This window comes from Rathayibacter sp. AY1A4, from assembly GCF_002930955.1.
Taxonomy (GTDB): Bacteria; Actinomycetota; Actinomycetes; order Actinomycetales; family Microbacteriaceae; genus Rathayibacter.
Map to the genome: position 1 here is coordinate 1 of NZ_PSTN01000029.1, position 19,579 is coordinate 19,579.

Here is a 19,579-nt window from a genome sequence, read left to right on the forward strand (position 1 = left end):
GCGCCAGCGGCCCTCATCGTCCAAAATGGACGAGACCAGCTCCCGGCTCGTCGGCCGAGTCGGCGACCGGTCGCTGTTCCTGGCGCGCACGAGCGATCCGGAGACGACGTGCCTGACGAGCTTCGCTGACGAGGACACATGGAACCAAAGCTGCGGCGTCGGCGGGTTCGACTCCACGGTCGACCGGAACACTCTCCATGTCGTCCCGGACGGCGGGAGAGTCGAAGAGACGTGGACGCCGCTGAGCGAAAACGTCTTCATTGACAGTCCTGGTGTGCGGTGACGACGATCGAGGAGCTTCGACTGGATAAGAGAGGCAGGGAGCGGATGACTCAGAATCAAACTCGACTGCTCTCGTTCGCGTCGGCAGGAGCCCCGATCTTTGCAGTCGGGTTCGATGCTCGAGGAGGTCGCGGCGTTTCAAGTGCGAACTCCTTCTACCATCACCCCTCATTCCGACAAACGTTCTGGTCGCGGGTGAACCAGTGAAGCGTCGCGTCAGGTGGCGCTGGATTGCTCTCGCGGTCATCGTCCTCGTGGCGGGGTTTCTTCTCTCAAGCGACCTATCAGGGAGCTGTATGGACTACGTGAACGCGCCAGGCGTGTGCACTCGCGCCAACGAAGACCCGAGAACATGGGTCCTCCTTGTGATCGGTCCCCTGATCCTTGTGGGTGCGCTCTACCAAGCCTTCCGGCGTAGGTGACAGACGAAGAGGTATGCCCCTCTTGGGAGCGACATACTGCTTCGCGGGCGGGAGCGGTTGATCTATGACCGTCCTGGTCGTCGTGCAGAGATGGTTGATCGGTTGAACGGCTGGCGAGGTGCCGATTCGTGGCCCGTCTCAGGTGGCTGGCGGTGCTGTGATCTCGAGAGAAAGTTCGATCTCGATCGGGTCACCGCTGTGTGAGCGTAGGGCAAGAACAGCGGGGCCGGTGGGCAGGTCGGCGGGGAGGTCGAAGGACTCGTTGACAGTGGATCGTTCGCCCTTCGGTATCGGTCGGCCGAGGAGTATCTCTTCGCCGCTCGCGGAAGGGGTGATGGTCACCGTGACGTCCGAAGCTGCGCGGCTCGTGCCTCCGGTGTCTTCACACGTCTCCCAGATGAAGTCGGCGCTGAGCCGGACCACTCCGTCTGGTTGCAAGGTCGACTCTTGAAGCTCGACCGCCTTTGCGGCGCAGGATCCGGCCGAGCTCGAAGTCACGCCGGCGCAGCCGCTAACGCTGAAGACCATGCCTGCCGCGACGACAATGGATGTCAGCCCTGCTGTCCGTCCCTGCCTCATGCAGGTCAGTGAAGCATTGCGCGCTCCTGCTCTCATCACGAGCGCCGCAAACGTCATCAAACCGTTGATGTCCCGCACTCGGCCTTCGGTAGAGATCCGGAGGGCAGCGCCGGTCGAACCTCCCGTAACGGGATCGTCGTCCGGACGGTGAAACTACCCACTGACATCCGGCGTCCGGTGGCGGTCCCCTGCTGAACGGTGCGGGGAGGCAGCCCGTTGCACTTACTGGTCGAGCCGTCGAGCGAAGTGATGGGCGGTGATGTCCATCCGTTCGCGTAGGTAGAAGCGATGCGCCTCGAAGCGTTGCACGCCGGAGTCGAGCTCGATCGCGCTGCACCCCAGTTCCCGGCCTCGCTCCGCTAGGGCGGCTAGGAGTGCCGCGCCGTGACCGTGGGATCGCTCGGCGGCGGCGGTGGAGAGGTCATCGACGTAGAGCTTCCTGATGGCGCTCGTGTTGACGACTACTCGCCAGCCGGCGACAGCCACGCAGCGATCGTCTTGCAGTAGGGCGGTGAAGCGGAGACCTTGGGGCGCGCCTTCTCGCAGTACCAGCTCGAGCAGTTCGTCAGTGAGATGGGGGCGCAGCTCGCGGAGGACGAGAAGAGCGGCCGCCCACCGCGCGTCGCCGGGCTCTAGATCAATGATCACGGCGAGGAGACTAGCGCTCGCATCGTCCCGTACGGGAACGGGTTAGAGGGCGTCCCGTAAGGGGATCGCCCACCGGGACCCCCACGACCTCTTTGGCTGCCCTCTGACGCAGCGGCTCCACGGTGGAGAGCGAGTTCGGGCGGGGTCAGCTCCGGGGTCCTCGGTCGCTCCTGTGACCGGTCGAGCCGCTTAGGCCATCGCGCGTGCGAGTGCCCCGCCGGGAGGTCATCGCGTAGCGACGGCGAGGTTCAGTTTCTCACCGACGCGCAGAATCTCGTCTGAAGGGAAGCGGAACGGGTTGAGGTAGAACAGGTCATCGGCCGTCATGCCGAATCGTGCCGCGACGTCCTCTGCGAGGTCATTGCGGGCGACCGTGTACGACGTCGGCGTTCCGTCCGTCGATGTCGTCTCGCCACGCGCTGCTGCACGTGGGCCGGCGTCCTTGGCTACGAGATCGCTGCGTTGAGGCTTCACGCTCCATTGGACGTCAGCGACAGCAATGATCTTCATCGAGCAGTCGGAATCGTTCTGCGGTTTGGTGGTGATGACGAGCTGATCGATCGCTGTTGGATCGCCGCGGAACTCTGCGAGGTTCCGCCACGCCTTGTAGGGCTTCCCTGACTCCCCATCCGCGAGACGCATCGGGAAGTCGACGTCGAAACAGGTGGTCGTCGCATCGACCGGACTCAGCGCCGCCATGACCGCGACGAAACCTGAGGAAGATGTGGTCGCGGCGGGAATCTCTAGCTCGTCTGATGCCAGAGCCAGCCGGCCGTCAGCCGCACTCAAACGGATGGTGCCGGCCGTCCCATTGCTGCCCGTGAACGTTGCCACGCCAAGGTCACCGGTCAGTGCGGCGTCGGAGCTGCTGTCTGTGGACACCGGAGGCGGAGCCGGCGGTTCAGGCTGTGGCGTGCATCCCGTGACGACGATCAGGCATGCTGCGATCGCGACCGTTTTTCGCGCCTTCGAGAATGTCCCCACCAGCTCAGGGTAAGCGACGTCCCCGCTCTTCCCTTGGTCGTGCGGTTGGGGCGACCGGATGGAGTGCTCGCGATTTCCTCCGCAGAGGTCAGCTAGGGGCTACAGCAGCTTGCTAGTGTCCGGGCCTATGGATGAGCCCCGAAAGCGCGGACGCCCTTTCGTCATCGCGGGAACGACGATCGCGGCTGCAGCCGCCCTCTGTGCTCTCGTGCACTACGCCGGTCTGGCCGTATTCAGGACCGAGGGGGACGTGCCGGCGGCTTCGGCCGTCGACCTTCCAGACGGGAGCGAGCTCGTCAGTGAGACTGTCGAGTGCGCCTCCGGTGGGTGCTGGCGGCTGCTCTCGGTGCGCCCGCCCGACGCGATGACTCCCGAGCAGCTGTCGAGCGAGCTCGGAACGACGCCGCAAGCGCGCATCGCAGGAACACTCTGGGACCCGCGCACCATCACGGTGAGTTCCGCTATCGACGGACCCCTCCTCGAGGTCCGGGCCGATTACTGGTCACAGGAGTACGCGCCCTAGGCGCGCGAGTGACGCGTTCTCGAGTCGACAGCATTGGCGCCCCCCGACTGTTTCGCTGGGGGATCGCTTACCAGATGTCCTGCTCCTCACGCTGCGTCAGGGGCGACGGTGGCGGAGATCCGCCGCGTCCGTTCGATGATCAGGATGTCGGTGACTCGGATGCCGAGTGCGGTGAAGAAGCCAGCCACCGCATTCCAGTAGAGAGTCCAGAGGATGAGGCCGCCAACTTCGTTCTGGTCGTCCCGGGGTGGAGCCCAGTCGGCGTTCGCGGCGTGGACCTGCCAGATCACAGCGAGGGCGATGCACAGCAGGCACGCTCCGAGGCCGAAGGCGAAAAGGATCTTGCTCCCGGAGTTCGTGCAGCCGAATCTCCACAGCACGTTCCTGAGGACGATGAGCCACACGGGGATCGCTCCGAGCGAGAACGTCCATTGCTCCCACGTCACGAGAATGCCCCCGGCTCGCAGCGAGCCGGATCGTCGGCAGGTGCCGTCGTCACTCTTCGGAGAGCGGGGGAGTGGTCGCGATCATTTCAGGAGAAGGTGTCTCGTAACCGCCGATGATGAGCGTGCTGGTGTCGGTCCAGCTCGGCTCGGAGTAGGCAACCGGCTCGGGGTTTCCCGCGGCAGGCTTCTCGCTGGTGATCCCGGTAGCCACCGCACCCACAGCAAGGAAGCCGGCGACGATCCCTGCGACCGTCACGGTAAACACGGTGTTGCGAAGCGTCTGCATCGTGCTGCCCCTCGAGTAGGTCGAATGGTGGGGAGCGTACCAGCGCAGGTGCTCGCGACGCCATGCTACTGGTCCCGTATGGGGATCGTTCACCGGTCCATGGCTCCCTCTAGGTTGTTGCCGCGATGCCGTCTAGTGTCGCGTCATGAGCGAGCGGGCGAAGCGCACGGTTCGATGGGGTTGGGTCAACGTGGCGTTGTTCGCCGTCGCGGCGATGTTCCTGCTGCTAATCACCGTCCAGACGGGTACCTGCACCGATTACGTCGACGGGACTGGAGTGTGCACAATCACTCCGCCGCCGGACCGCCAATGGCTGGTGCTGGTGATCGGTGGCGGGGTTCTCGCTTTCGCGCTCTTCAAGGCGTTTCGTCGGCGCTGACACGCGGCTGGCTCATCTGATCGGGCTGCTCGAGTGTCCAGACAGCGGTCGCCGATCCCGTCCCGTAAGAGGATCGTTCAGCGGGCGGCTGAGGGGGCGGGAACTGTTTTTGGCCGCGCCGTGCAACGCTGCCGAGAGCAGGGCGACACCGGCGGCCCCGCCGGTCTGTCGCGTGCGGCGTCAGCGAAGCCCACACTTCTCGACCGCACCACAACAGTAGAACCACCAGCGCACAGCCTGGCCGTCAGCCAAGATGGCCATCGTTGTGCAGCTAAGCCAGTGTCTGAAATGAAGCGCGCGATATGTGTGACAGGGTTACTCGAAAGCGGCCGGATCGACTGGCGGTCGCCGTCTGACGCTCCAGGCGTATTGCTCGGGTTCAACTCGCTGGCCAGCACTGTAGAGCGCACCGTATGGCCCACCAATTTTCAACGCTGTGACGTGTCCCAGTTTTTTGCGTGCATCCTCTAAAACATCCTCAGAGACACCTGCGGAGAATGGGTATGAGAGGGTGTCCTCCCGAGGCGGCCAGATAAGTAGTAGCGCTTCCTCCTTCGCCCAATTCGCGACGAAGGATTTGAAGGACTTTGGGTCACTATCAATTGTCGTAATCATAAAAAATGAAGTCACGCGTGTAATCGTGTGCAGATAGGTACCATCTGGACGCGCCGCGTCAATAAGGTTGATCCCTCTGGGTCGAGGCTTGGTTGGGTCGCGTCGCGCTATCTGTACTGAGCAGTTGGGTGGGATGTGCCCACCGTTATGAATCATTCTTTGCGCCAGTTGTCTTATACGGTGATACTTCCTCTCCTTCGGAGATCCCTCTTGTTCAACAACCCATAGTCGTTGCAACAAATCAGTCTTTACTCGCCAGCGTGCGACAAGTCTTTGATCGGCAGGCGAAAGTTCAGAGCGAGTGCGTTGAATCATGCCCTTCAGGATGGGTGCCGCGGTGTCCTCGAAGAGGCGCGCGGACCTGCTATTGCAGGGAGCGCACAGCCCAAGGTAGGTGCGTGGTGGCTGGTCACCGGGGAGGGCTGACGCCTGCGCCATTGCGGCGCGGTACCAGACCGGTACTACGTCCTCTTTCGTCAGTTCGCCGTACGCGAGGCAGATCGCGCACGAGCCCACCTTGGGGATCTTCATCGAATTTTGATTTCATTCATGAGGATCATCCTTTAACGGATCGGGGTCGATGGTGCGTTCACGGGACACAGCTTTAGAACGGCGCGCAAACCGGTCGCCCTGCTGCCTGGGGTTGGATCGCCGGAGATGGGTCCGGTGGAGATGGCCTGAGATCGGCAAATTGGACGGTGAGGGCGGCCGAAGCTTCACCTGGCGCGGTCGTTGGCAAACGTGTACCAAACCGCGTACGGTTTGCTGCTTGTTGTGTTGTCCGCCGAACGGTCCTATGTGACTCCCTTAGTCCAGATCCTCGCAGTGCGCCATCGGTGTCGCGCTTCCCGGGTCGGGCCGTATTTCAGCCTAGGGGGCTACAACCGAGCTGACGGGAGGTGGTGGTGCGGGTTGGGACCCGGAAGTGGGTGCGCGTAGAGCGAGGATCGTAGCGGCCAGAGCAGATGCTATTTGTGCTACGCGTACTGCCGATGTGGCTGCGTCGGTGATGTCGGGGTCAATTTCACCCGTAGCGATGAGGTAGGCAAAAAGGTAAGCGATTGCTGAAATTGCGAGCGAGACCAGGGCGGAGAACCAAGCTCCGTCAGGCTCCCGCGAAAGACCGACGATAAGCACGGGAACAGCCCCTATGTATAGGGCGATCGAATCGGGTGCTATCGAGTTATGCGTACTCCATGCCGTGATCGACGTCACGGCGAGTGCGGTAATCACGCAGGTCGAAATGAAGAAAAAAACTTTTCGCCGTGCCGACGCGTTTTTCCAGACCCATTGCGTTGGGGATGACGGCCGTGGGTTCGGGGTTCCGGTCGGAGGGATGCTGGTGCTCACCTCGCGAGTATGTCGCAAACTGAATTGAAGATCCGTCCCCCTTTTGGGCTCTTGTCGCGAGCGTCGTAGGACGACCATGCCACCTTCCGCCCACATTCCCCGTTCTCGCTCGACTCGATGCGCCCTTGACCAGATCGCCCCAGTAAGCCATCCGCGTGCCGATCGGGCGTCATCGGAGCCGGACACTCCTGCGACGACGCTCGGGGTGAGGAGTCGGTCGCGCTGAGCTGAAGGGTTGCGGTGTGCGCGCCGTCTTCGTCGTACCAGACGAACATTTTCGCTCTTGATGAGCTCGGTGAGGCCGAGAGGTGCGATTCGTTGGTTCTGGACGTAGGCGGCTTGCGAATGGGCATAGATCAACGACAGGTGAAACACCCACTCCTCGAGCGGAAGCTCCCCAAGATGGTGGAAGCCGGTCCGGTCGAGGGCGCCCGTCAGGTTCGAGTATGCGGCGGCTAGCGAGAGAGCGGTGGAGTCGAGCGCTGAGGACCTGGAACGGAGGAGGAGACCCGTCGACCGCGGCCACATGAAGTTCGGTCGGAGGCGTCATTTGCGCCCAGACAGCGAGAGTTCGTGAAGGAGACTCACGCGGTCGGGCGCGTAGAACCCTCGCAAAGGCGAAGTCGGCCGTCCCGTATGGGGATCGCTCGGTGCGACACATTCGGCCGGTCGGGACGACGAGCCGCTCAGCCTCACCCGGCCAGACCTAGGGTGGGCAGATGAGTCATCGCTCGGTTGCACTCACGCTCCTGCTGGCCGTGGTGGGCACCATGACCGCGTGCGCGCCGGAGCCCGTTGATCGCGCGCAGCTCACTCAGTGGCGCTCGGACCGTCAGGCTGACATTGACGCGGGCAGTCCCTTCCTCGCTGTGCTGTCATCCGATTCGAGTGCTGGACAGGAAGGGGATCGGCTGGAGGCCGTCTTCGACCAACCAGAGCTGCCCAGCGCCATCACCTTCGAATGCTTCGGGGACGGCACGGTCGAACTGCAGCTCGACTCCGATTCCAAGACCGGCACGGTGACGACGGGTAAGACCACTGTCCAAACCGTCGATTGCGGCGACGGACCGCTCGACATCGACCCGGCATTCCTCGGCACCGATCCGATCGACCTCGTCGGCGTGGCTACAACTGACGCCGATCGCGATACGGCTTGGTTCCTGACCGTGCGTGGGGCGCAGAGCACGTCCTGACGGCTCACCGCTCATGTCGGCTCCCGCGGGGCAATCTGGTTCGGCCCTCAAGGGGATCGTTCACCGGTACACGCAGACGCGACACCGAGCGCCGCGAAAACCCGCGGCGCTGAGTGTCCCGTTAGACCCGTCCGATGATTTGTTCGGTAGGGGGGCGTCAAACGGGATACTGGTCAGATGGCTGAGCTGATCGGATACGCCCGGGTCTCGACGGACAAGCAGGACGCGCAGGCGCAGCGTGACGCGCTGCGCGCTGTGGGGGTGCCGGCGGATCGGATCTACGTCGACGCCGGCCTCACAGGGTCCAACCGTGAGCGGCCCGCGCTGCGCGAGGCCCTGGCCGCGTGCGACACCGGCTCGACCCTGTTCGTGACGAAGCTCGACCGGCTCGCGCGGTCGATTACGGATGCGCGCGACATCGTGGACGAGCTGACCCGCAGGGGAGTGCGGTTGAACATCGGCGGGTCGCTGCACGACCCGACTGACCCGATGGGCCGGCTGCTGTTCAACGTGCTTGCGATGATCGCGGAGTTCGAGGGCGACCTGATCCGGTCGCGCACGCGCGAGGGGATGCAGATCGCGAAGGCGAAGGGGCGCCTGCGCGGCCGCCAGCCGAAGCTCTCCCCGAAGATCGAGGCACACCTTGTGGCGGAGTACCGCTCGGGCAACTACACCGTGGCCGAGCTCTCGGAGCAGTTCGGGGTGACGCGCTCAACGGTCTACCGCGCGGTCGAGCGCTCGAACATGACAGAGTTGCGCGCCGTCGACGTCACCCTTCCGCTCCCCGAGGGAGAGCGGAAAGACTGAGTGCCCAAATGGTCACTTGATGCGGCGTGTCGGATCGCGTTAATCACAGCCACAGCCCTACGTTAAACGCATGGCTTCGACGCGGCGTCCCCGAGGAACGATGGTGGATCCCACCAACGTCGCCTGGACCGTCGAGCGCCAGGCTCGCGACGACTTCAATGTCATGGCGCTGCGCGCGAACGTGTCGGCTGCGGTGTTCTTCGAGCGCCTGGTCGAGCACGTTCAGAGCGAGCTGACCGACGAAGGAATTCCGTCCTGGTGGCCTGCACAGCCGACTCTCCTCGAGGAGGAGCTGCCCATCGACACCCGTTAACGCATTAGGCCCGCCGCTCTCGCGACGGGCCTAGAAGCCTTGGCTTCCCACCTCGCACAGTTTGGCGACTCAGAGGTGTGAAGCAGTCCCACCCAAGAACCGGTATCCAGCCGGGCCTTCGGTGTACCCACCCGGAACGTACCCGGAAGGAATGCCCACATCGTAACAGCGGAGTCCGTCTCCGTGCACACCCGACCCACCCTTTTTTCAGGGGAGGAGTCGGTCGATTGTGCACCTGAGACGCCACAGGCAGCCGCGTCGCGGCCGAACAGTTCTCGAGCGAGCTCATGGAGCCCCGAGCCGGCGCCAGGCGCGTACGGTCCGCTTCCGGCGTGGACGTCCGGAGCGCACTGGTTCGACGCGCTGATGGACGCGCTGGGGACGTCGCCGGGGGAGGAGCTGCGCCGCGCTGCACGTGTCGCTCCGGACACGCTGCTGCGCGTCGCTCGCGCCGACTGGCTGGCGGCCGACGTCGACACCGGGCGCGGTGTGACGACGGCACACGAGACGGTCGCGGCCGCGCTGGGCATGTGCGGCAAGACGGTGCAGCGGGCCCGTGCGCTGATGGAGTCGCTGGGCTTCGCCGCGACGGTTCTCGACGGCCGCTACCTGACCCGCGCTGAGCGGAACGCGGCGCACGCGGCGCACGGCGGCCGACAGCTCCGCATGGCCTCCACGAGGGCGCTGATCATGCCGCGTCCCACGCCGGCGACCTTGCCTGCACCGACGTCACGGACGGGCGAATCTTTCGGTTCTGTGGAGAATGTCCAGCTACCCCGTAGGCGCCCACTTACATCTACAGCCCCAGTTAAAAGACACTCACCAACGCGCGGTGAACCGCGCTCAGGAGCCGCTTCGCGGCAGCCGAGGCGACGGAGTGATGCAAAACGCAGCTCGACCGGTCGGCCGGCGGTTCCCAGATCGATCGAGTTGCAGCGCTTCGCTGCTGCGCTGGCTCATCGCATCCCGTGGCTCGCCCGTGGAGTGCACATCGGGCACGTCGTCGGGATGCTCGACCGCACAGGTATCGACGTCTCCGAGTGGAGCGTCGAAGGGCTGATGTTCGCCATGAACGCCTGGCTGTCTCGCGACGGTCGCCGTGTCCCGGAGACGTTCACGAGCCGCAACGCGCTCGGGTTCTACGGGTGGGTCATCCGCCGGGTCATCACCGAGCACTCGCAGCTCGACACCGCGCGCCGGGTCGCTGCTGCGCAGCGCGACGCCGACCGTGCTCGGGCCGCTGCGGAGCGAGCGGCCGAGGCCGCCCGACTTGCGAGCATCGACCAAGACGAGGTGGACCGGATCATCGCGAAGATGAAGGCCGATCAGCGCGAGTTCGAGCGTGCAGCTCGGGACCGCGAGATGGCCCGCAAGCGCGCCGCCGCCGAGGTCCGCGAGGAGCTGGCCGCGCGCGCTGCGGAGTTGCGCTCTCGGGGCTGAGCACGCACCGAGGCCATCCATCCGATAAGCGGCGCGATGCCGGAGACGGGCGGCCGTCAGGAGTGCCCCGCAGGGGCATCCCGAAGGGACGCGCAGCGCTCTTGACGGTCGATCGGCGCAGGCAAGAGTGAAGCGTCGGATGGACGGCCGGACCGCAGCCGGCGCGCTTGTCGTGGGAACGGAGAAGCCCCCGCGAGCATGAATGCTCTAGCGGGGGCCTCCACAGCGACGAGGGGGGTTGTCGTGCACGATCAAATTACTCGTTCGGCCACGTCGCCAGAGCGTCGTAGTGAACGATCGTCGGCACTCCGTCGACGGTCTGGATCGTCGTGCCGGGCTCTCCGAGTCCGGCCCCGTGTGCGATCGCCGCGAGGACCAATCGAGTGTGCGCCAGGTCGAGGCCGGCGACGTCCTCGCGGAGGTCGACCGGGACTCCCTGGCCGAGAGACGAGGCGATCCGCGCGATGCGCTGCTCGCCTCCACTGAGCGCTCCGATTTCGTAGGCGAGGCGGTCGAAGTCGACGGCGCTCGTCTGCCAGGCGTTGTCGGTCTTGATCCACGGCGCACCGGCGTAGACGAGACGCGACCGGATGAGAAGTTCGACGGCCGCGGCGAGAGGGTTTGAACCCTCCGCCCACGAGCGGACCTGCGCGTGCAAAGCAGCGGAGGCGTGGTTGGTCATGCCACGTTCTCCATCGACTCCGCGCCGTTGTTCTCCGTCAACTCGGCGGCGGGGGCGTCAGCAGTAGTCGACCGTCGAGAGCGGGTGACGCGCGCTCGCGGCTGGTCAGGCCGCGGCACTCCTGCTGCGCGGAGTTCCTTCTCTGACCATCCCGACGCCAGCGCCTCAGCCCAGGCCTTTGCGTGACGGTTCTGCGCGTCAGCGAGAGCGGTCCGAGCAGCGTCCGTGTCGTTCGCGGCGGTAACGATCGTTCGGACGGCATCGACGCGCTTTTCGACAGTCGATTCGAGGAGGCGGCGCGCAGCGTCAGCCGCGTCCTCTGGGTTTCTGGTGTTGTCGCTCATGCCGTCAGGGTACATGCCCAAATGGGCATCTGAAAGGCGCGATTACGTCTCCGTTTCGGAGGCCCAGTTCTACCGCCGCGGAGTGCCGCTCGCGGTCCGGCTTCGTGCTCCTTCGCTACGCTCGGGCACGGCCGGTTTGTGGAGCAAGCTGTCGACTTACCGCCGGTAACTCGCTTGCCGACCTGGCGCTGCGCGCCGGCCGGGGGCATACTGGTCGTATGGTCCCCGCCGATTTGGCGGGTTCGCTGCGCTGGGCCGAAGGACAGGAAGGACACGCCGATGAGCGAAGATCGCGGTCGTGCGTTGTTCAGCCGTAAGCGGCGAGCGAACGTCGAGGGAGACGAGAAGCGGGACAAGCCGTATCGCGTCTACGTCACCGACGAGGAGCGGGTGCAGCTTGAGGCTCGGGCGGTCGTCCAGAGCGTCACGGTTCCCCGGCTGCTCTTCGAGTCCGCGATGAACGCCCAGGTGCGGACCGACACGGAGTGGAAGCAGGCTGTCGCCGAGCTGTTCTCCGTGAACTCTCGCCTCGAGAACCTGACGAACAACGTCAACCAGCTCGCCAAGTTCGCGAACACCGAGGGCCGATTCCCTGACGAGGCTGCGGCGATCTACCGCGAGTTCCAGAAGCTCGCTCCCGAGATTCGCGACGCCGTTCGTCGGGTGGCCGGCCTGTGATTCCGAACGTCACCTACGGCGGCCGCATGGACGGCCTGATGACCTACCTTGCGGGCGAGGGGCGCTCGAACGAGCACACCGAACAGCACCTCATCGCCGGCAACGGCGCGATCATGGCGATGCACGGAGAGAGCGTCCTCGACCACGCCGCCGCGCTCGCTGTCGCGCGCGATCTGAACCTCCCCAAGGAGGCATTCGGCGTCACCGTGCAGCGCGCGGAGAAGGTCACCGACCCGACCACCGGTGAGCTGATGATCGACTCCCGTACCGGGAAGCCGGTCACCGAGAAGGTCGACGCCGACGTGTGGCACTGCTCCCTCTCGCTGAAAGCCGAGGAGGGGCAGTTGAGCGACGAGAAGTGGGGCCAGATCGCCACCGAGTTCGTGCGCCGAATGGGGTTCGCTGGCGAGGACATCGGCAAGGCCGACTGTCGGTGGGTCGCCGTGCGGCATGGTCTCTCGAAGAACGGCAACGATCACATCCACATCGCCGTCTCCCGAGTGCGCGAGGACGGCACGAAGGCGTACATCCCCTACGACAAGCGCCTCGCCCAGAAGGTCAGCCGTGAGCTGGAACGCGACTTCGACCTACAGCCTTTGCACGCTCCGGAGCGCGAGCTTGGTGAGCGCGGAGTCGTCCCCGGCGAGCGTGAAGCTGCACGCCGACGAGGCGCCGTCGAGGTCGACGCACACCGACTCGAACGCGCCGTCCGCTCAGCCGCGACCAGTTCCGCGGACGAGGGTGAGTTCGTGCGTCGAATGCGCCAGGCCGGGGTGCTCATCCGCCCCCGCTACGCCGCCGGTCGAGACGACGTTGTCGCCGGCTACTCCGTCGCGCTGCGCCCCGACAAGGGAGCGCCGGTCGTCTGGCACGGCGGTGGGCGCCTCGCTCGCGACCTGACCCTTCCGGAGTTGCGGAAGGGCTGGCCGGACGAGCCACAGACTGCCCAGGCAGCCGTGGACGAGTGGCGCGCCACCGCGAAAAACCCGTGGCGGTACGAGCCGGTGAAGCCTGGCCGCGAGGAGGCCGAGCTGTCGAGTGACTTGTACTCAACCTACGCCGAGGACATGACCCGGCTCCACGACTACCTGAGCACCGTCGACCCGTCCGATCGGGCGACGTGGGCTCACGCTGCACGAGAAGCATCCGGGGCGTACGCAGCGTGGTCGCGGCGCCTCGAGCCGACTCCCGGACCGCTGGCCGAAGCGTCGCGCCAGCTCGCCCGATCCGCGCACCTGCGCGCGCACGAGTCGACGCCGCGGCCGACCGCGATGCCGTCGATGGCCGGCACGACGATGCTGATCCTCGCGACAGCCGGGAAGCGCAACAAGGCCGCCGAGGAGGCGATGTTGCTGCGCCAGATCGTGCGCACCACGCGGGCGATTATGGACGCCCACAAGGCCGCTGGCGACGCGCGACGCACCCAGGAGCTCGCGGGGACGATCCGGAACCAGTTGAAGGCGGTTCACGAGGGCTACAACGCGCAGATCCAGAAAAACGCCTGGGATGCTCTGCCCGAGGACACCCGTCGCGCACGCGAGACAGTGCAGGCGAGTTTCGCGACCGGGAGCCCGGTGCCGACGAAGCTCACCAAGGCTGCGCCGGACGCCACATCTATCGCTGCCCCGCAGCGCGGCGCTGAGCCGCGCGAGCGCGACGGACGCGACCGCTAGACCTACACGAGTGAAGGGGAGGCATCACTATGGCTGACGACGACGGAGGCGTGGAGGAGTCCATCAACTCGTCCGCACGGATCGCGCTCACAATCGCGGTCCAGCTGGGCGAGAAGCTGGCTCGCGCGTACCAGGAGGCGATGCGTGAGGCTCAGCAGCGCAGCGCGATCGAGGCGCGCGAGCTCGCAGCCCGCTACGAGGCTGAGCGGGCGTCTGCACGGCAGGCCGTGACAGTCGTCAACGATCCCCAGTGGTGGGATCAGGCGACCGTGCATGACGTCGCCCGCGTCGCTGAGACGGCCGCGGCGTGGAAGGACGCGGACCCGCAGATCGCGTCCGCCAGCGCCCTGATCGCGTCCGAGGCGAAGGAGCGCTACGGCGTCGACGTCGCCACGCTGCAGGGCATCGCCCGCGACACCCCGACCGAGCTGGACCTCGCGAAGCAGTGGGCCACTACCGCCGCACCCGAGGGGTACCACCGGCACGACGAGGACCGTCTCACCATGCCTGTCGGAGACGCCCGAGAGCCCAATCTTTCGGCCGAGCGTGCTCTCATCGAGGACTACCGCGCAGCGGTCGCAGGCGACATTCCCGCGATGCACGTAAGCCTTGCGGAGGAGTGGAAGCGCGCCAACGATCCGGTCGGCTACCAGGACTACCGCGTCGAGACGGCCGTCGCCTTCGATGACGACGGACGGGTGCAGCCCGCAGACCCGGCCGTTGCCGAAGCCGCCCGCGCCGCTCTCGTGCAGGAGTGGCGCACGGACCAGACCGGCGGCTCTGCCGTCGACGCAGCGGATGCCGAGCGGGCACAGTCGCAGCGCGACGTCACCGAAGCTCAGGTGATGGTCACGGAGGCCGACCGCCTCGACCGCGCCAACGACGCATCCCAGAACACGTCCGTCGAGATCCCCGTCGACGGCGAGCGTCGCGCCGATGAGCTCGAGCAGCAAGCTGCTCAGTACGACCGAGACGCGGAGGCCGGCGGGACACCCACGCAGAGCCCTGAGGAGCTGCGTAGCCTCGCTGAGGACGCTCGTGCCCAGGTCGCGCTCTACCGAGACGACAGCGGCCAGCAGAGTGCCCCCGACGCTCCCGCACCCGCTCAGGAGGGGCGTGCGGCCGCGGCACGCTCCGAAGGAGAGCTTGCGTACGACAGTGCCGAGCGGCGAGCACACACCGCAGCATCGATGCAGGCTCAGAACGTTCCCGAGGAGCAGGTCAACGCGCGGATGACCGTCGACGCCTCCTTCGCCACTCCTGCGCGCGGCGCGGAGGCCACGAAGCGCACTCGCGTCCCCTCGACGCGAGGCGCGCGTGGCCAGGGTGCTCAGATCGAGCGGTCCGAACCAGGTCGCTGACGCTGGAACAGAGAAGGGCCCGCGACACCGGTTGGTGTCGCGGGCCCTTCTCTGTCCGTCGTCCTCAGCCCTGTGCGTCCTCGGGAAACATCCCGGTCGGAGGGGCTGTGTAGGGAAGCATGTCGCCCGGCCGGTTCTCGTCTGTCGACGTCGCGAACGGGCCGCTGGGCGAGAGCAGCACTCGCATGTGCGGGTCGAGGTGATTGATCCAGTAGGCGCTCAGGGAGCCGGCGCTGGTGCGGATCTCTTCCCACATCCGCCAGAGGGCTTCGATGCGGGTCAGCGCCTCGACGCTGCTCCACCACTCAGCCGCCCACCGATCGCCGGCGGCCTGGCCCTTGGCCGTCACCCGGCGTCGATAGGAGGGCCGGAGGAACTTCCTGACCCACTCGTCGGCAGATCCGAAGTACGTCGCAGGCACCTCCTCCTCGTCCACCTCCTCCTCGACGGGGTGCAGCGTGACGGGATCCGTGTCGACGTCGAACAGATCCTCGTCGCTCATCGCTCGCCCCGGAGAGTCGCGTTCTGCTCCGCGTCGACGTCCGCCGCAGGCTGATCCTCGAGCGGAGGCATCACCGTCACGACAGGCGAGACGGGTGCAGCGTTCGCCGGTCCGCTGCTGGCGTCGTGGGCGGCGATGGAGGCGTTGATCGCGGCGACCTGCTCCTTCGGCCCGTTGTACCAGGGCACCGTGTCGACCAGCGCCGCGCGGGCTCCGGAGGAGAGCATGATCGCCCGTCCGCGGCCCATGCTGGTGAGGTCCGCGACTTCGAGGATCTTCTCTCGCCGCAGCGCCGAGGTGGTGGAGCGCACACCTTTGTTGTAGCTGGCGGAGGTGGTCTCCTTGTCGTAGGTGCCGATCAGCTCGGAGAGGGTGCGCAGGAACTCGTCTTCCGCGACTCCGCCGGCGTACAGCTTCACGTTCGCGGCGGACCAGAGCTTGAGCATGCCCTCCTTGCCGAACACGCCGACGCCCTGGGACCAGGACTGGAACACGGCCATGATCGGGATCCCGCGCGATCCGTAGTGGGAATACAGGTCGGGGAGGTCCTTCCACCGGCAGACGTTCGCGGCCTCATCGAGAACGGCGACGAGCGGCGTCGCGAGGCGCCCGCCGCGGGATCGCGCGGCGTGCTCCTCCGCGGCCTCGATCGTCGCGGCGGTCAGGGCGGTGACGAGCGGGCCGGCGGTGCCGGCGCCCTCCTTGGACAGCGAGTACAGCGTCTGGGTCGACGTGACGAACGTCTCCGGGACGAACTGCGGACGGGTGTCGTTCGGGCGGGCGTTCACCCAGTCGGCGGTCGCGGCGCTCTTCAAGCACACCGCCATGCCCTGCGCGGTCGAGTAGATCCCGTCGCGGGCCTTGTCGGCGGTGTTCATGATGCCGCGGACAGCTCGCGCGTTGGTCGGGTAGCCGTTGTCGTGCAGGAGCTCGACGGGGGTTTCGTCCTCGACGGAGGTCAGCCAGAGCAGCACGTCGCTGATCGGCCGGTTGCCTGCCGCGGCCGCGAGCAGCAGGTCGGACAGCAGCTCTTGGCCCTTGCCGTCGAAGTAGGCGTCGGTCTTCGCGTTCATCGCCCGGGTGCCGGAGGCGAAGTGCGTCGCGAGCTTCGCGGCCTTGGTGTCGTCGGTGACGTAAGAGAGGGGGTTCCACCACCATGTCGCGTCCTCGAACGCGACGCGCTGGGGGTCGAAGACCCACACGTGACCCTTGGCGGCGCGGACGTCGCGGGTCGCGTCGAGCACGTCGCGCTTGTTCGACGTCGTGACCACGGCGCCGGGCGCAGCCATGATCGCGGGAATGACGAGGGAGGTCGACTTGCCCACGCGGGGGCCGGCGATCAGCAGCATCATGTCCTCGAACGAGGCGTAGAGCATCTGCTTCCCCAGGTGCAGCCGGCCCACCGGGACGCCGGGGTTCTCAGCGACGCCGAGGCGGGCGGACTTCTTCAACGCCTCCTTGCGCATCATCGGCGCCAGGTCGCGCGGGGTCGCCATGTAGCGGGCGGCGTGGTCGACGCTTGAGCGGTTCTTCCGTCCGAGCGAGCGCATCCACACGAGCCAGAGGCCCACGAGGACGATGACGGCGACGGCGGCCGCGGCGATCATCGTTGCGGACGTCGACCACACCACTTGGCCGCGGAACAGGCCCGAGATGATTTCAAACGGGTCCGAGGGCAGGCCCTCGTTCACGCCGTCGAGCTTGGAACCGACCGCGACGGCCACCCAGACGATGCCGATCGCAGCGATCGCCGCGAGGGCTGCGCCGAGCATCAGGGCGTCGTTATTGGCCTTGCCAGGCTCGCGGCGGCGGTTGTTGGCGGTGGCGCTCATGCGGACTCCTCCGTGTAGATCGGGCCGGCCCACCGCGGGGTGCAGTCGTTGGCGGGTGCTTGGTGCGAGGTCCCCCAGGAGAGGACCGCGAGGCCCCGCTCCGCGAAGGAGACGGGGAGGTCGGTCGTGTGGAAGCCGTGCTCCCCCGGGGCGGACCGCTGGCAGGTCCAGCGGTAGCCCTCGAAGGCGAGCGTCGACGGGCAGCTCACGCGATCACCCGGTCCCACTGGTCCCAGGCGACGAAGCTCGCCATGAGCCCGACGCCGGTCCAGCAGAGGGTGAGCAGGAACCGATCGCGGTCTGCCGTCCGCTGACGGGCTCGGATCGCGTTGATGATCGCGGCGCCGGCGGCGCCGGCCGCGACGCAGCTCGCGCCGAGTGCGACGAGGACGCTCACGGCAGGATCTCGACGTTCACGGGATCGGTGGGCAGTGGCTCCGCTGCGCGGCCGGCGCGGGAGGTCGCGTGCCAGAGCTTGTTGGTGTCGTTGACCTCCTTCTCTGCTGCGGTCAGCTCGACGCGCACCGGGATACCGGGACGTCCGCCGACCTTGATCAGGAAGCGGCCGCGGCCGGGAGGCTCGGACTCGTGCCCGGACACGGGGTCCCAGGCGGGCGGGTCCTGCCAGGAGGTGAGCATCCCCTGTTCCGCGATCGACATCGGCACCGCCGAGGTCAGCAGCGGCATCTCAGCACCGGGGAGGCCGCCGCAGATGACCATGCCGGAGCGTTCCACGAAGCCCTTCGCCTTCATCTGATCCTCCGAGGAGGCCAGTGCGAGGAGGTCGGACATGGTGTGGCTGATCATCGCCAGGCCGACGCCGCGCGCACGGTTCAGGCGGGTGAGCGCGTCGACGCGATCGACCATGCCCTTACCCGCGCGCAGCGCCCGCCACAGCTCGTCCAGGATCACGAAGTAGTGCCGCTGCGGTTCGAGCTCCGCGTCCGCGAGGGCGGCCGCGACGTTGACGGTCCCGAAGCCGGCGGACCAGCAGGCGAGGAGGATCGCGGCCTGGAGGTCGCCTTCGGAGTCGTCGATCGAGGACACGTCGTAGACGACGGGCCGGTCCCGGCGCATCGGCGTGGTCGTCTGCTTCGAGAACACCTCGCCCAGGCGTCCACCGGTGGTGAGGCCGATGAGGGAGGCTTCGAGGTTCTCGGTGACGTCCTTGTACTTCTCGATGTTGCCGCGGTCCAACGCGACCTGACGAACTTCGTCCGGCGCCTCCTGGATCACGCGCAGCAGGTCCGCGAGGACCGGCACGCCCTGGTGGTGCTCGTCCAGGTACTTCAGCGCCCGGTCGATGATCGTCTCTTCACGGTCGCTCGGCGGCTGGGAGCGGAGGATCGTCAGCAGCGCTGCGACCATCGTGTGCCGGCGGCCGTGGGCGTCCGCGAGGACCTGGTGCGCGAGGCGCTGCACCTTCGCGGCGTGCTTGCGCAGCCGACCGACCTCCGCGATCATCGCCGCGGTGTCGTCGGAGACGCCGAGCGCGTCGACCTGGTGCGCGAGCTCGTCGGCCCGCTCGAGCGAGCGGTCGGCCTCGTCACGCAGGCGCTGCGCCGCCTCCGACGCCTCACCGGGATCGAGGATGTTCAGGTACCCGCGGCCACGGCCAAGAGGGATCACCTGCCCGTCGAGAGCTTCGATCAGATCCACGTAGTCCGGCTTGAGGTCGCCCAGCACGAGCGGGATCGTGCCGTACCCGGCGAGGCCGGCGGCCATGCGGCGGGTCAGCGAGGACTTCCCCAGGCCGGGCTTGCCGAGCACGAACATCGACGGGTTGCTGATGAGGTTTGCGCGCTGGAACCAGCTGATCGGGTCGCAGCAGACGGAGGCGCCGGTGGAGAGGTTCTTCCCCAGCGGCACCCCGATCATCGGCGTACCCGTCCCGACCGAGAACGGGTACAGCCCGCACACCTGCACGGTCGTCCCGCGGAACTCGTCTGCGGCCGTGACGTTGACGGCTTCACCACCGCCGCGACCGAGCCATCCGCGGATGCTCGGGCGCAGAGGACGGCGCAGCGCCGTCCCCTGGCTCTTCTTCTTCCCGCCGTGCGGGATCTCGATCTTCTTCCCCTCTCGGCGTCGGGTGCGCGGGGTGGTGCGCTCTCTGGTGAGCGTCGGGCGCTGAGCGACCGCTGCTACCGGGGCTGGAGCTTCGCCCTGCCCGCGCGCAGCCCGCCGCGAGGGTGCCGTCGTGTCGGTGCCGGGCTCTGCCGAGGACGACACGGCACCGG

The 19,579-nt window shown here is 66.7% G+C and carries 22 protein-coding genes; 10 read left to right on the top strand and 12 right to left on the bottom strand.

Features of this window, described 5'->3' with window-relative positions; all coding sequences use genetic code 11:
* A partial coding sequence (locus C5B92_RS14495; protein WP_219814357.1) for a hypothetical protein occupies positions 1-283 on the top strand: 283 nt, incomplete at its 5' end.
* Positions 284-842: 559 nt separating this feature from the next.
* Here the strand turns inward: C5B92_RS14495 and C5B92_RS16985 are convergent.
* The 3 genes from C5B92_RS16985 to C5B92_RS14505 form a co-directional block, all read right to left on the bottom strand.
* Complete coding sequence (locus C5B92_RS16985) at positions 843-1,361, bottom strand: hypothetical protein (RefSeq protein ID WP_146079334.1); 519 nt, start codon at positions 1,359-1,361, stop codon at positions 843-845.
* A 144-nt stretch (positions 1,362-1,505) separates the two neighbouring features.
* On the bottom strand, positions 1,506-1,931 hold the full coding sequence (locus tag C5B92_RS14500; RefSeq protein ID WP_104234413.1) for a GNAT family N-acetyltransferase: 426 nt from the start codon (positions 1,929-1,931) through the stop codon (positions 1,506-1,508).
* Between the two features lie 225 nt (positions 1,932-2,156).
* On the bottom strand, positions 2,157-2,915 hold the full coding sequence (locus C5B92_RS14505; protein WP_146079335.1) for a LysM domain-containing protein: 759 nt from the start codon (positions 2,913-2,915) through the stop codon (positions 2,157-2,159).
* Between the two features lie 127 nt (positions 2,916-3,042).
* On the opposite strand from C5B92_RS14505, the gene C5B92_RS14510 reads away from it, so the two are divergent.
* Positions 3,043-3,438: a hypothetical protein gene (locus tag C5B92_RS14510; protein ID WP_146079336.1), complete on the top strand. Its 396-nt coding sequence runs from the start codon at positions 3,043-3,045 to the stop codon at positions 3,436-3,438.
* 86 nt (positions 3,439-3,524) lie between these two features.
* On the opposite strand, the gene C5B92_RS14515 is transcribed toward C5B92_RS14510, so the two are convergent.
* The gene (locus C5B92_RS14515; protein ID WP_146080962.1) at positions 3,525-3,842 is read right to left on the bottom strand and encodes a hypothetical protein; all 318 of its coding nucleotides are present in this window, start codon (positions 3,840-3,842) and stop codon (positions 3,525-3,527) included.
* Positions 3,843-3,933: 91 nt separating this feature from the next.
* The gene (locus C5B92_RS14520; RefSeq protein ID WP_104234417.1) at positions 3,934-4,170 is read right to left on the bottom strand and encodes a hypothetical protein; all 237 of its coding nucleotides are present in this window, start codon (positions 4,168-4,170) and stop codon (positions 3,934-3,936) included.
* Positions 4,171-4,315: 145 nt separating this feature from the next.
* Here C5B92_RS14520 and C5B92_RS14525 point away from each other — a divergent pair, with 145 nt between their 5' ends.
* The 5 genes from C5B92_RS14525 to C5B92_RS16990 all read left to right on the top strand — a co-directional run bounded on the left by C5B92_RS14525 (position 4,316) and on the right by C5B92_RS16990 (position 10,267).
* The gene (locus C5B92_RS14525) at positions 4,316-4,549 is read left to right on the top strand and encodes a hypothetical protein (RefSeq protein ID WP_133672028.1); all 234 of its coding nucleotides are present in this window, start codon (positions 4,316-4,318) and stop codon (positions 4,547-4,549) included.
* 2,684 nt (positions 4,550-7,233) lie between these two features.
* Complete coding sequence (locus C5B92_RS14530; protein ID WP_146079337.1) at positions 7,234-7,707, top strand: hypothetical protein; 474 nt, start codon at positions 7,234-7,236, stop codon at positions 7,705-7,707.
* A 177-nt stretch (positions 7,708-7,884) separates the two neighbouring features.
* Positions 7,885-8,514, top strand: coding sequence for a recombinase family protein (locus tag C5B92_RS14535; RefSeq protein ID WP_104234418.1), 630 nt, complete (start codon positions 7,885-7,887; stop codon positions 8,512-8,514).
* A 100-nt stretch (positions 8,515-8,614) separates the two neighbouring features.
* Complete coding sequence (locus C5B92_RS14540) at positions 8,615-8,827, top strand: hypothetical protein (RefSeq protein ID WP_258061513.1); 213 nt, start codon at positions 8,615-8,617, stop codon at positions 8,825-8,827.
* A gap of 366 nt (positions 8,828-9,193) precedes the next feature.
* A complete protein-coding gene (locus C5B92_RS16990) occupies positions 9,194-10,267 on the top strand; it encodes a hypothetical protein (RefSeq protein WP_146079338.1) in 1,074 nt (357 codons plus the stop codon).
* 256 nt (positions 10,268-10,523) lie between these two features.
* Here C5B92_RS16990 and C5B92_RS14550 read toward each other — a convergent pair whose 3' ends face one another.
* Both C5B92_RS14550 and C5B92_RS16995 read right to left on the bottom strand, forming a co-directional pair.
* Positions 10,524-10,949: a hypothetical protein gene (locus C5B92_RS14550; RefSeq protein WP_104258229.1), complete on the bottom strand. Its 426-nt coding sequence runs from the start codon at positions 10,947-10,949 to the stop codon at positions 10,524-10,526.
* Positions 10,946-11,293, bottom strand: a complete 348-nt coding sequence (locus tag C5B92_RS16995) for a hypothetical protein (RefSeq protein ID WP_146079339.1) — start codon at positions 11,291-11,293, stop codon at positions 10,946-10,948. The genes C5B92_RS14550 and C5B92_RS16995 overlap by 4 nt, the downstream gene beginning before the upstream one ends.
* Before the next feature lie 279 nt (positions 11,294-11,572).
* Here C5B92_RS16995 and C5B92_RS14555 point away from each other — a divergent pair, with 279 nt between their 5' ends.
* From C5B92_RS14555 to C5B92_RS14565, 3 genes are read left to right on the top strand one after another with little or no spacing between them, the layout of a single operon-like run.
* Positions 11,573-11,971 carry a plasmid mobilization relaxosome protein MobC gene (locus tag C5B92_RS14555; protein WP_146079340.1) on the top strand — a complete coding sequence of 133 codons (399 nt, stop codon included), beginning with the start codon at positions 11,573-11,575 and terminating at the stop codon, positions 11,969-11,971.
* Positions 11,968-13,644: a relaxase/mobilization nuclease domain-containing protein gene (locus tag C5B92_RS14560; protein WP_104234423.1), complete on the top strand. Its 1,677-nt coding sequence runs from the start codon at positions 11,968-11,970 to the stop codon at positions 13,642-13,644. Before C5B92_RS14555 ends, C5B92_RS14560 begins: the two co-directional genes overlap by 4 nt.
* A 29-nt stretch (positions 13,645-13,673) precedes the next feature.
* Complete coding sequence (locus C5B92_RS14565) at positions 13,674-15,005, top strand: hypothetical protein (protein ID WP_104234424.1); 1,332 nt, start codon at positions 13,674-13,676, stop codon at positions 15,003-15,005.
* A 64-nt stretch (positions 15,006-15,069) separates the two neighbouring features.
* Here C5B92_RS14565 and C5B92_RS14570 read toward each other — a convergent pair whose 3' ends face one another.
* The 5 genes from C5B92_RS14570 to C5B92_RS17550 are packed head-to-tail and all read right to left on the bottom strand — an operon-like array spanning position 15,070 to position 19,340.
* On the bottom strand, positions 15,070-15,507 hold the full coding sequence (locus C5B92_RS14570) for a DUF4913 domain-containing protein (protein WP_104234425.1): 438 nt from the start codon (positions 15,505-15,507) through the stop codon (positions 15,070-15,072).
* Positions 15,504-17,339 (bottom strand): type IV secretory system conjugative DNA transfer family protein, encoded by a 1,836-nt coding sequence (locus C5B92_RS14575; protein WP_104234426.1) that lies wholly within the window; start codon positions 17,337-17,339, stop codon positions 15,504-15,506. The genes C5B92_RS14570 and C5B92_RS14575 overlap by 4 nt, the downstream gene beginning before the upstream one ends.
* Positions 17,336-17,548 carry a hypothetical protein gene (locus tag C5B92_RS14580; RefSeq protein WP_104234427.1) on the bottom strand — a complete coding sequence of 71 codons (213 nt, stop codon included), beginning with the start codon at positions 17,546-17,548 and terminating at the stop codon, positions 17,336-17,338. The genes C5B92_RS14575 and C5B92_RS14580 overlap by 4 nt, the downstream gene beginning before the upstream one ends.
* Positions 17,545-17,736, bottom strand: coding sequence for a hypothetical protein (locus C5B92_RS14585; protein ID WP_104234428.1), 192 nt, complete (start codon positions 17,734-17,736; stop codon positions 17,545-17,547). The genes C5B92_RS14580 and C5B92_RS14585 overlap by 4 nt, the downstream gene beginning before the upstream one ends.
* A complete protein-coding gene (locus C5B92_RS17550; protein ID WP_208323109.1) occupies positions 17,733-19,340 on the bottom strand; it encodes an ATP/GTP-binding protein in 1,608 nt (535 codons plus the stop codon). The genes C5B92_RS14585 and C5B92_RS17550 overlap by 4 nt, the downstream gene beginning before the upstream one ends.
* Positions 19,341-19,579: the final 239 nt, after the last annotated feature.

What these genes read in the sequence shown, in the direction of transcription:
- C5B92_RS14510 (WP_146079336.1), top strand. Translation starts at nt 3,043, where the DNA reads ATGGATGAGCCCCGAAAGCGCGGACGCCCTTTCGTCATCGCGGGAACG.
- C5B92_RS14520 (WP_104234417.1), bottom strand. Translation starts at nt 4,170, where the DNA reads ATGCAGACGCTTCGCAACACCGTGTTTACCGTGACGGTCGCAGGGATC.
- C5B92_RS14525 (WP_133672028.1), top strand. Translation starts at nt 4,316, where the DNA reads ATGAGCGAGCGGGCGAAGCGCACGGTTCGATGGGGTTGGGTCAACGTG.
- C5B92_RS14530 (WP_146079337.1), top strand. Translation starts at nt 7,234, where the DNA reads ATGAGTCATCGCTCGGTTGCACTCACGCTCCTGCTGGCCGTGGTGGGC.
- C5B92_RS14535 (WP_104234418.1), top strand. Translation starts at nt 7,885, where the DNA reads ATGGCTGAGCTGATCGGATACGCCCGGGTCTCGACGGACAAGCAGGAC.
- C5B92_RS14540 (WP_258061513.1), top strand. Translation starts at nt 8,615, where the DNA reads ATGGTGGATCCCACCAACGTCGCCTGGACCGTCGAGCGCCAGGCTCGC.
- C5B92_RS16990 (WP_146079338.1), top strand. Translation starts at nt 9,194, where the DNA reads ATGGACGCGCTGGGGACGTCGCCGGGGGAGGAGCTGCGCCGCGCTGCA.
- C5B92_RS14550 (WP_104258229.1), bottom strand. Translation starts at nt 10,949, where the DNA reads ATGACCAACCACGCCTCCGCTGCTTTGCACGCGCAGGTCCGCTCGTGG.
- C5B92_RS16995 (WP_146079339.1), bottom strand. Translation starts at nt 11,293, where the DNA reads ATGAGCGACAACACCAGAAACCCAGAGGACGCGGCTGACGCTGCGCGC.
- C5B92_RS14555 (WP_146079340.1), top strand. Translation starts at nt 11,573, where the DNA reads ATGAGCGAAGATCGCGGTCGTGCGTTGTTCAGCCGTAAGCGGCGAGCG.
- C5B92_RS14565 (WP_104234424.1), top strand. Translation starts at nt 13,674, where the DNA reads ATGGCTGACGACGACGGAGGCGTGGAGGAGTCCATCAACTCGTCCGCA.
- C5B92_RS14570 (WP_104234425.1), bottom strand. Translation starts at nt 15,507, where the DNA reads ATGAGCGACGAGGATCTGTTCGACGTCGACACGGATCCCGTCACGCTG.
- C5B92_RS14575 (WP_104234426.1), bottom strand. Translation starts at nt 17,339, where the DNA reads ATGAGCGCCACCGCCAACAACCGCCGCCGCGAGCCTGGCAAGGCCAAT.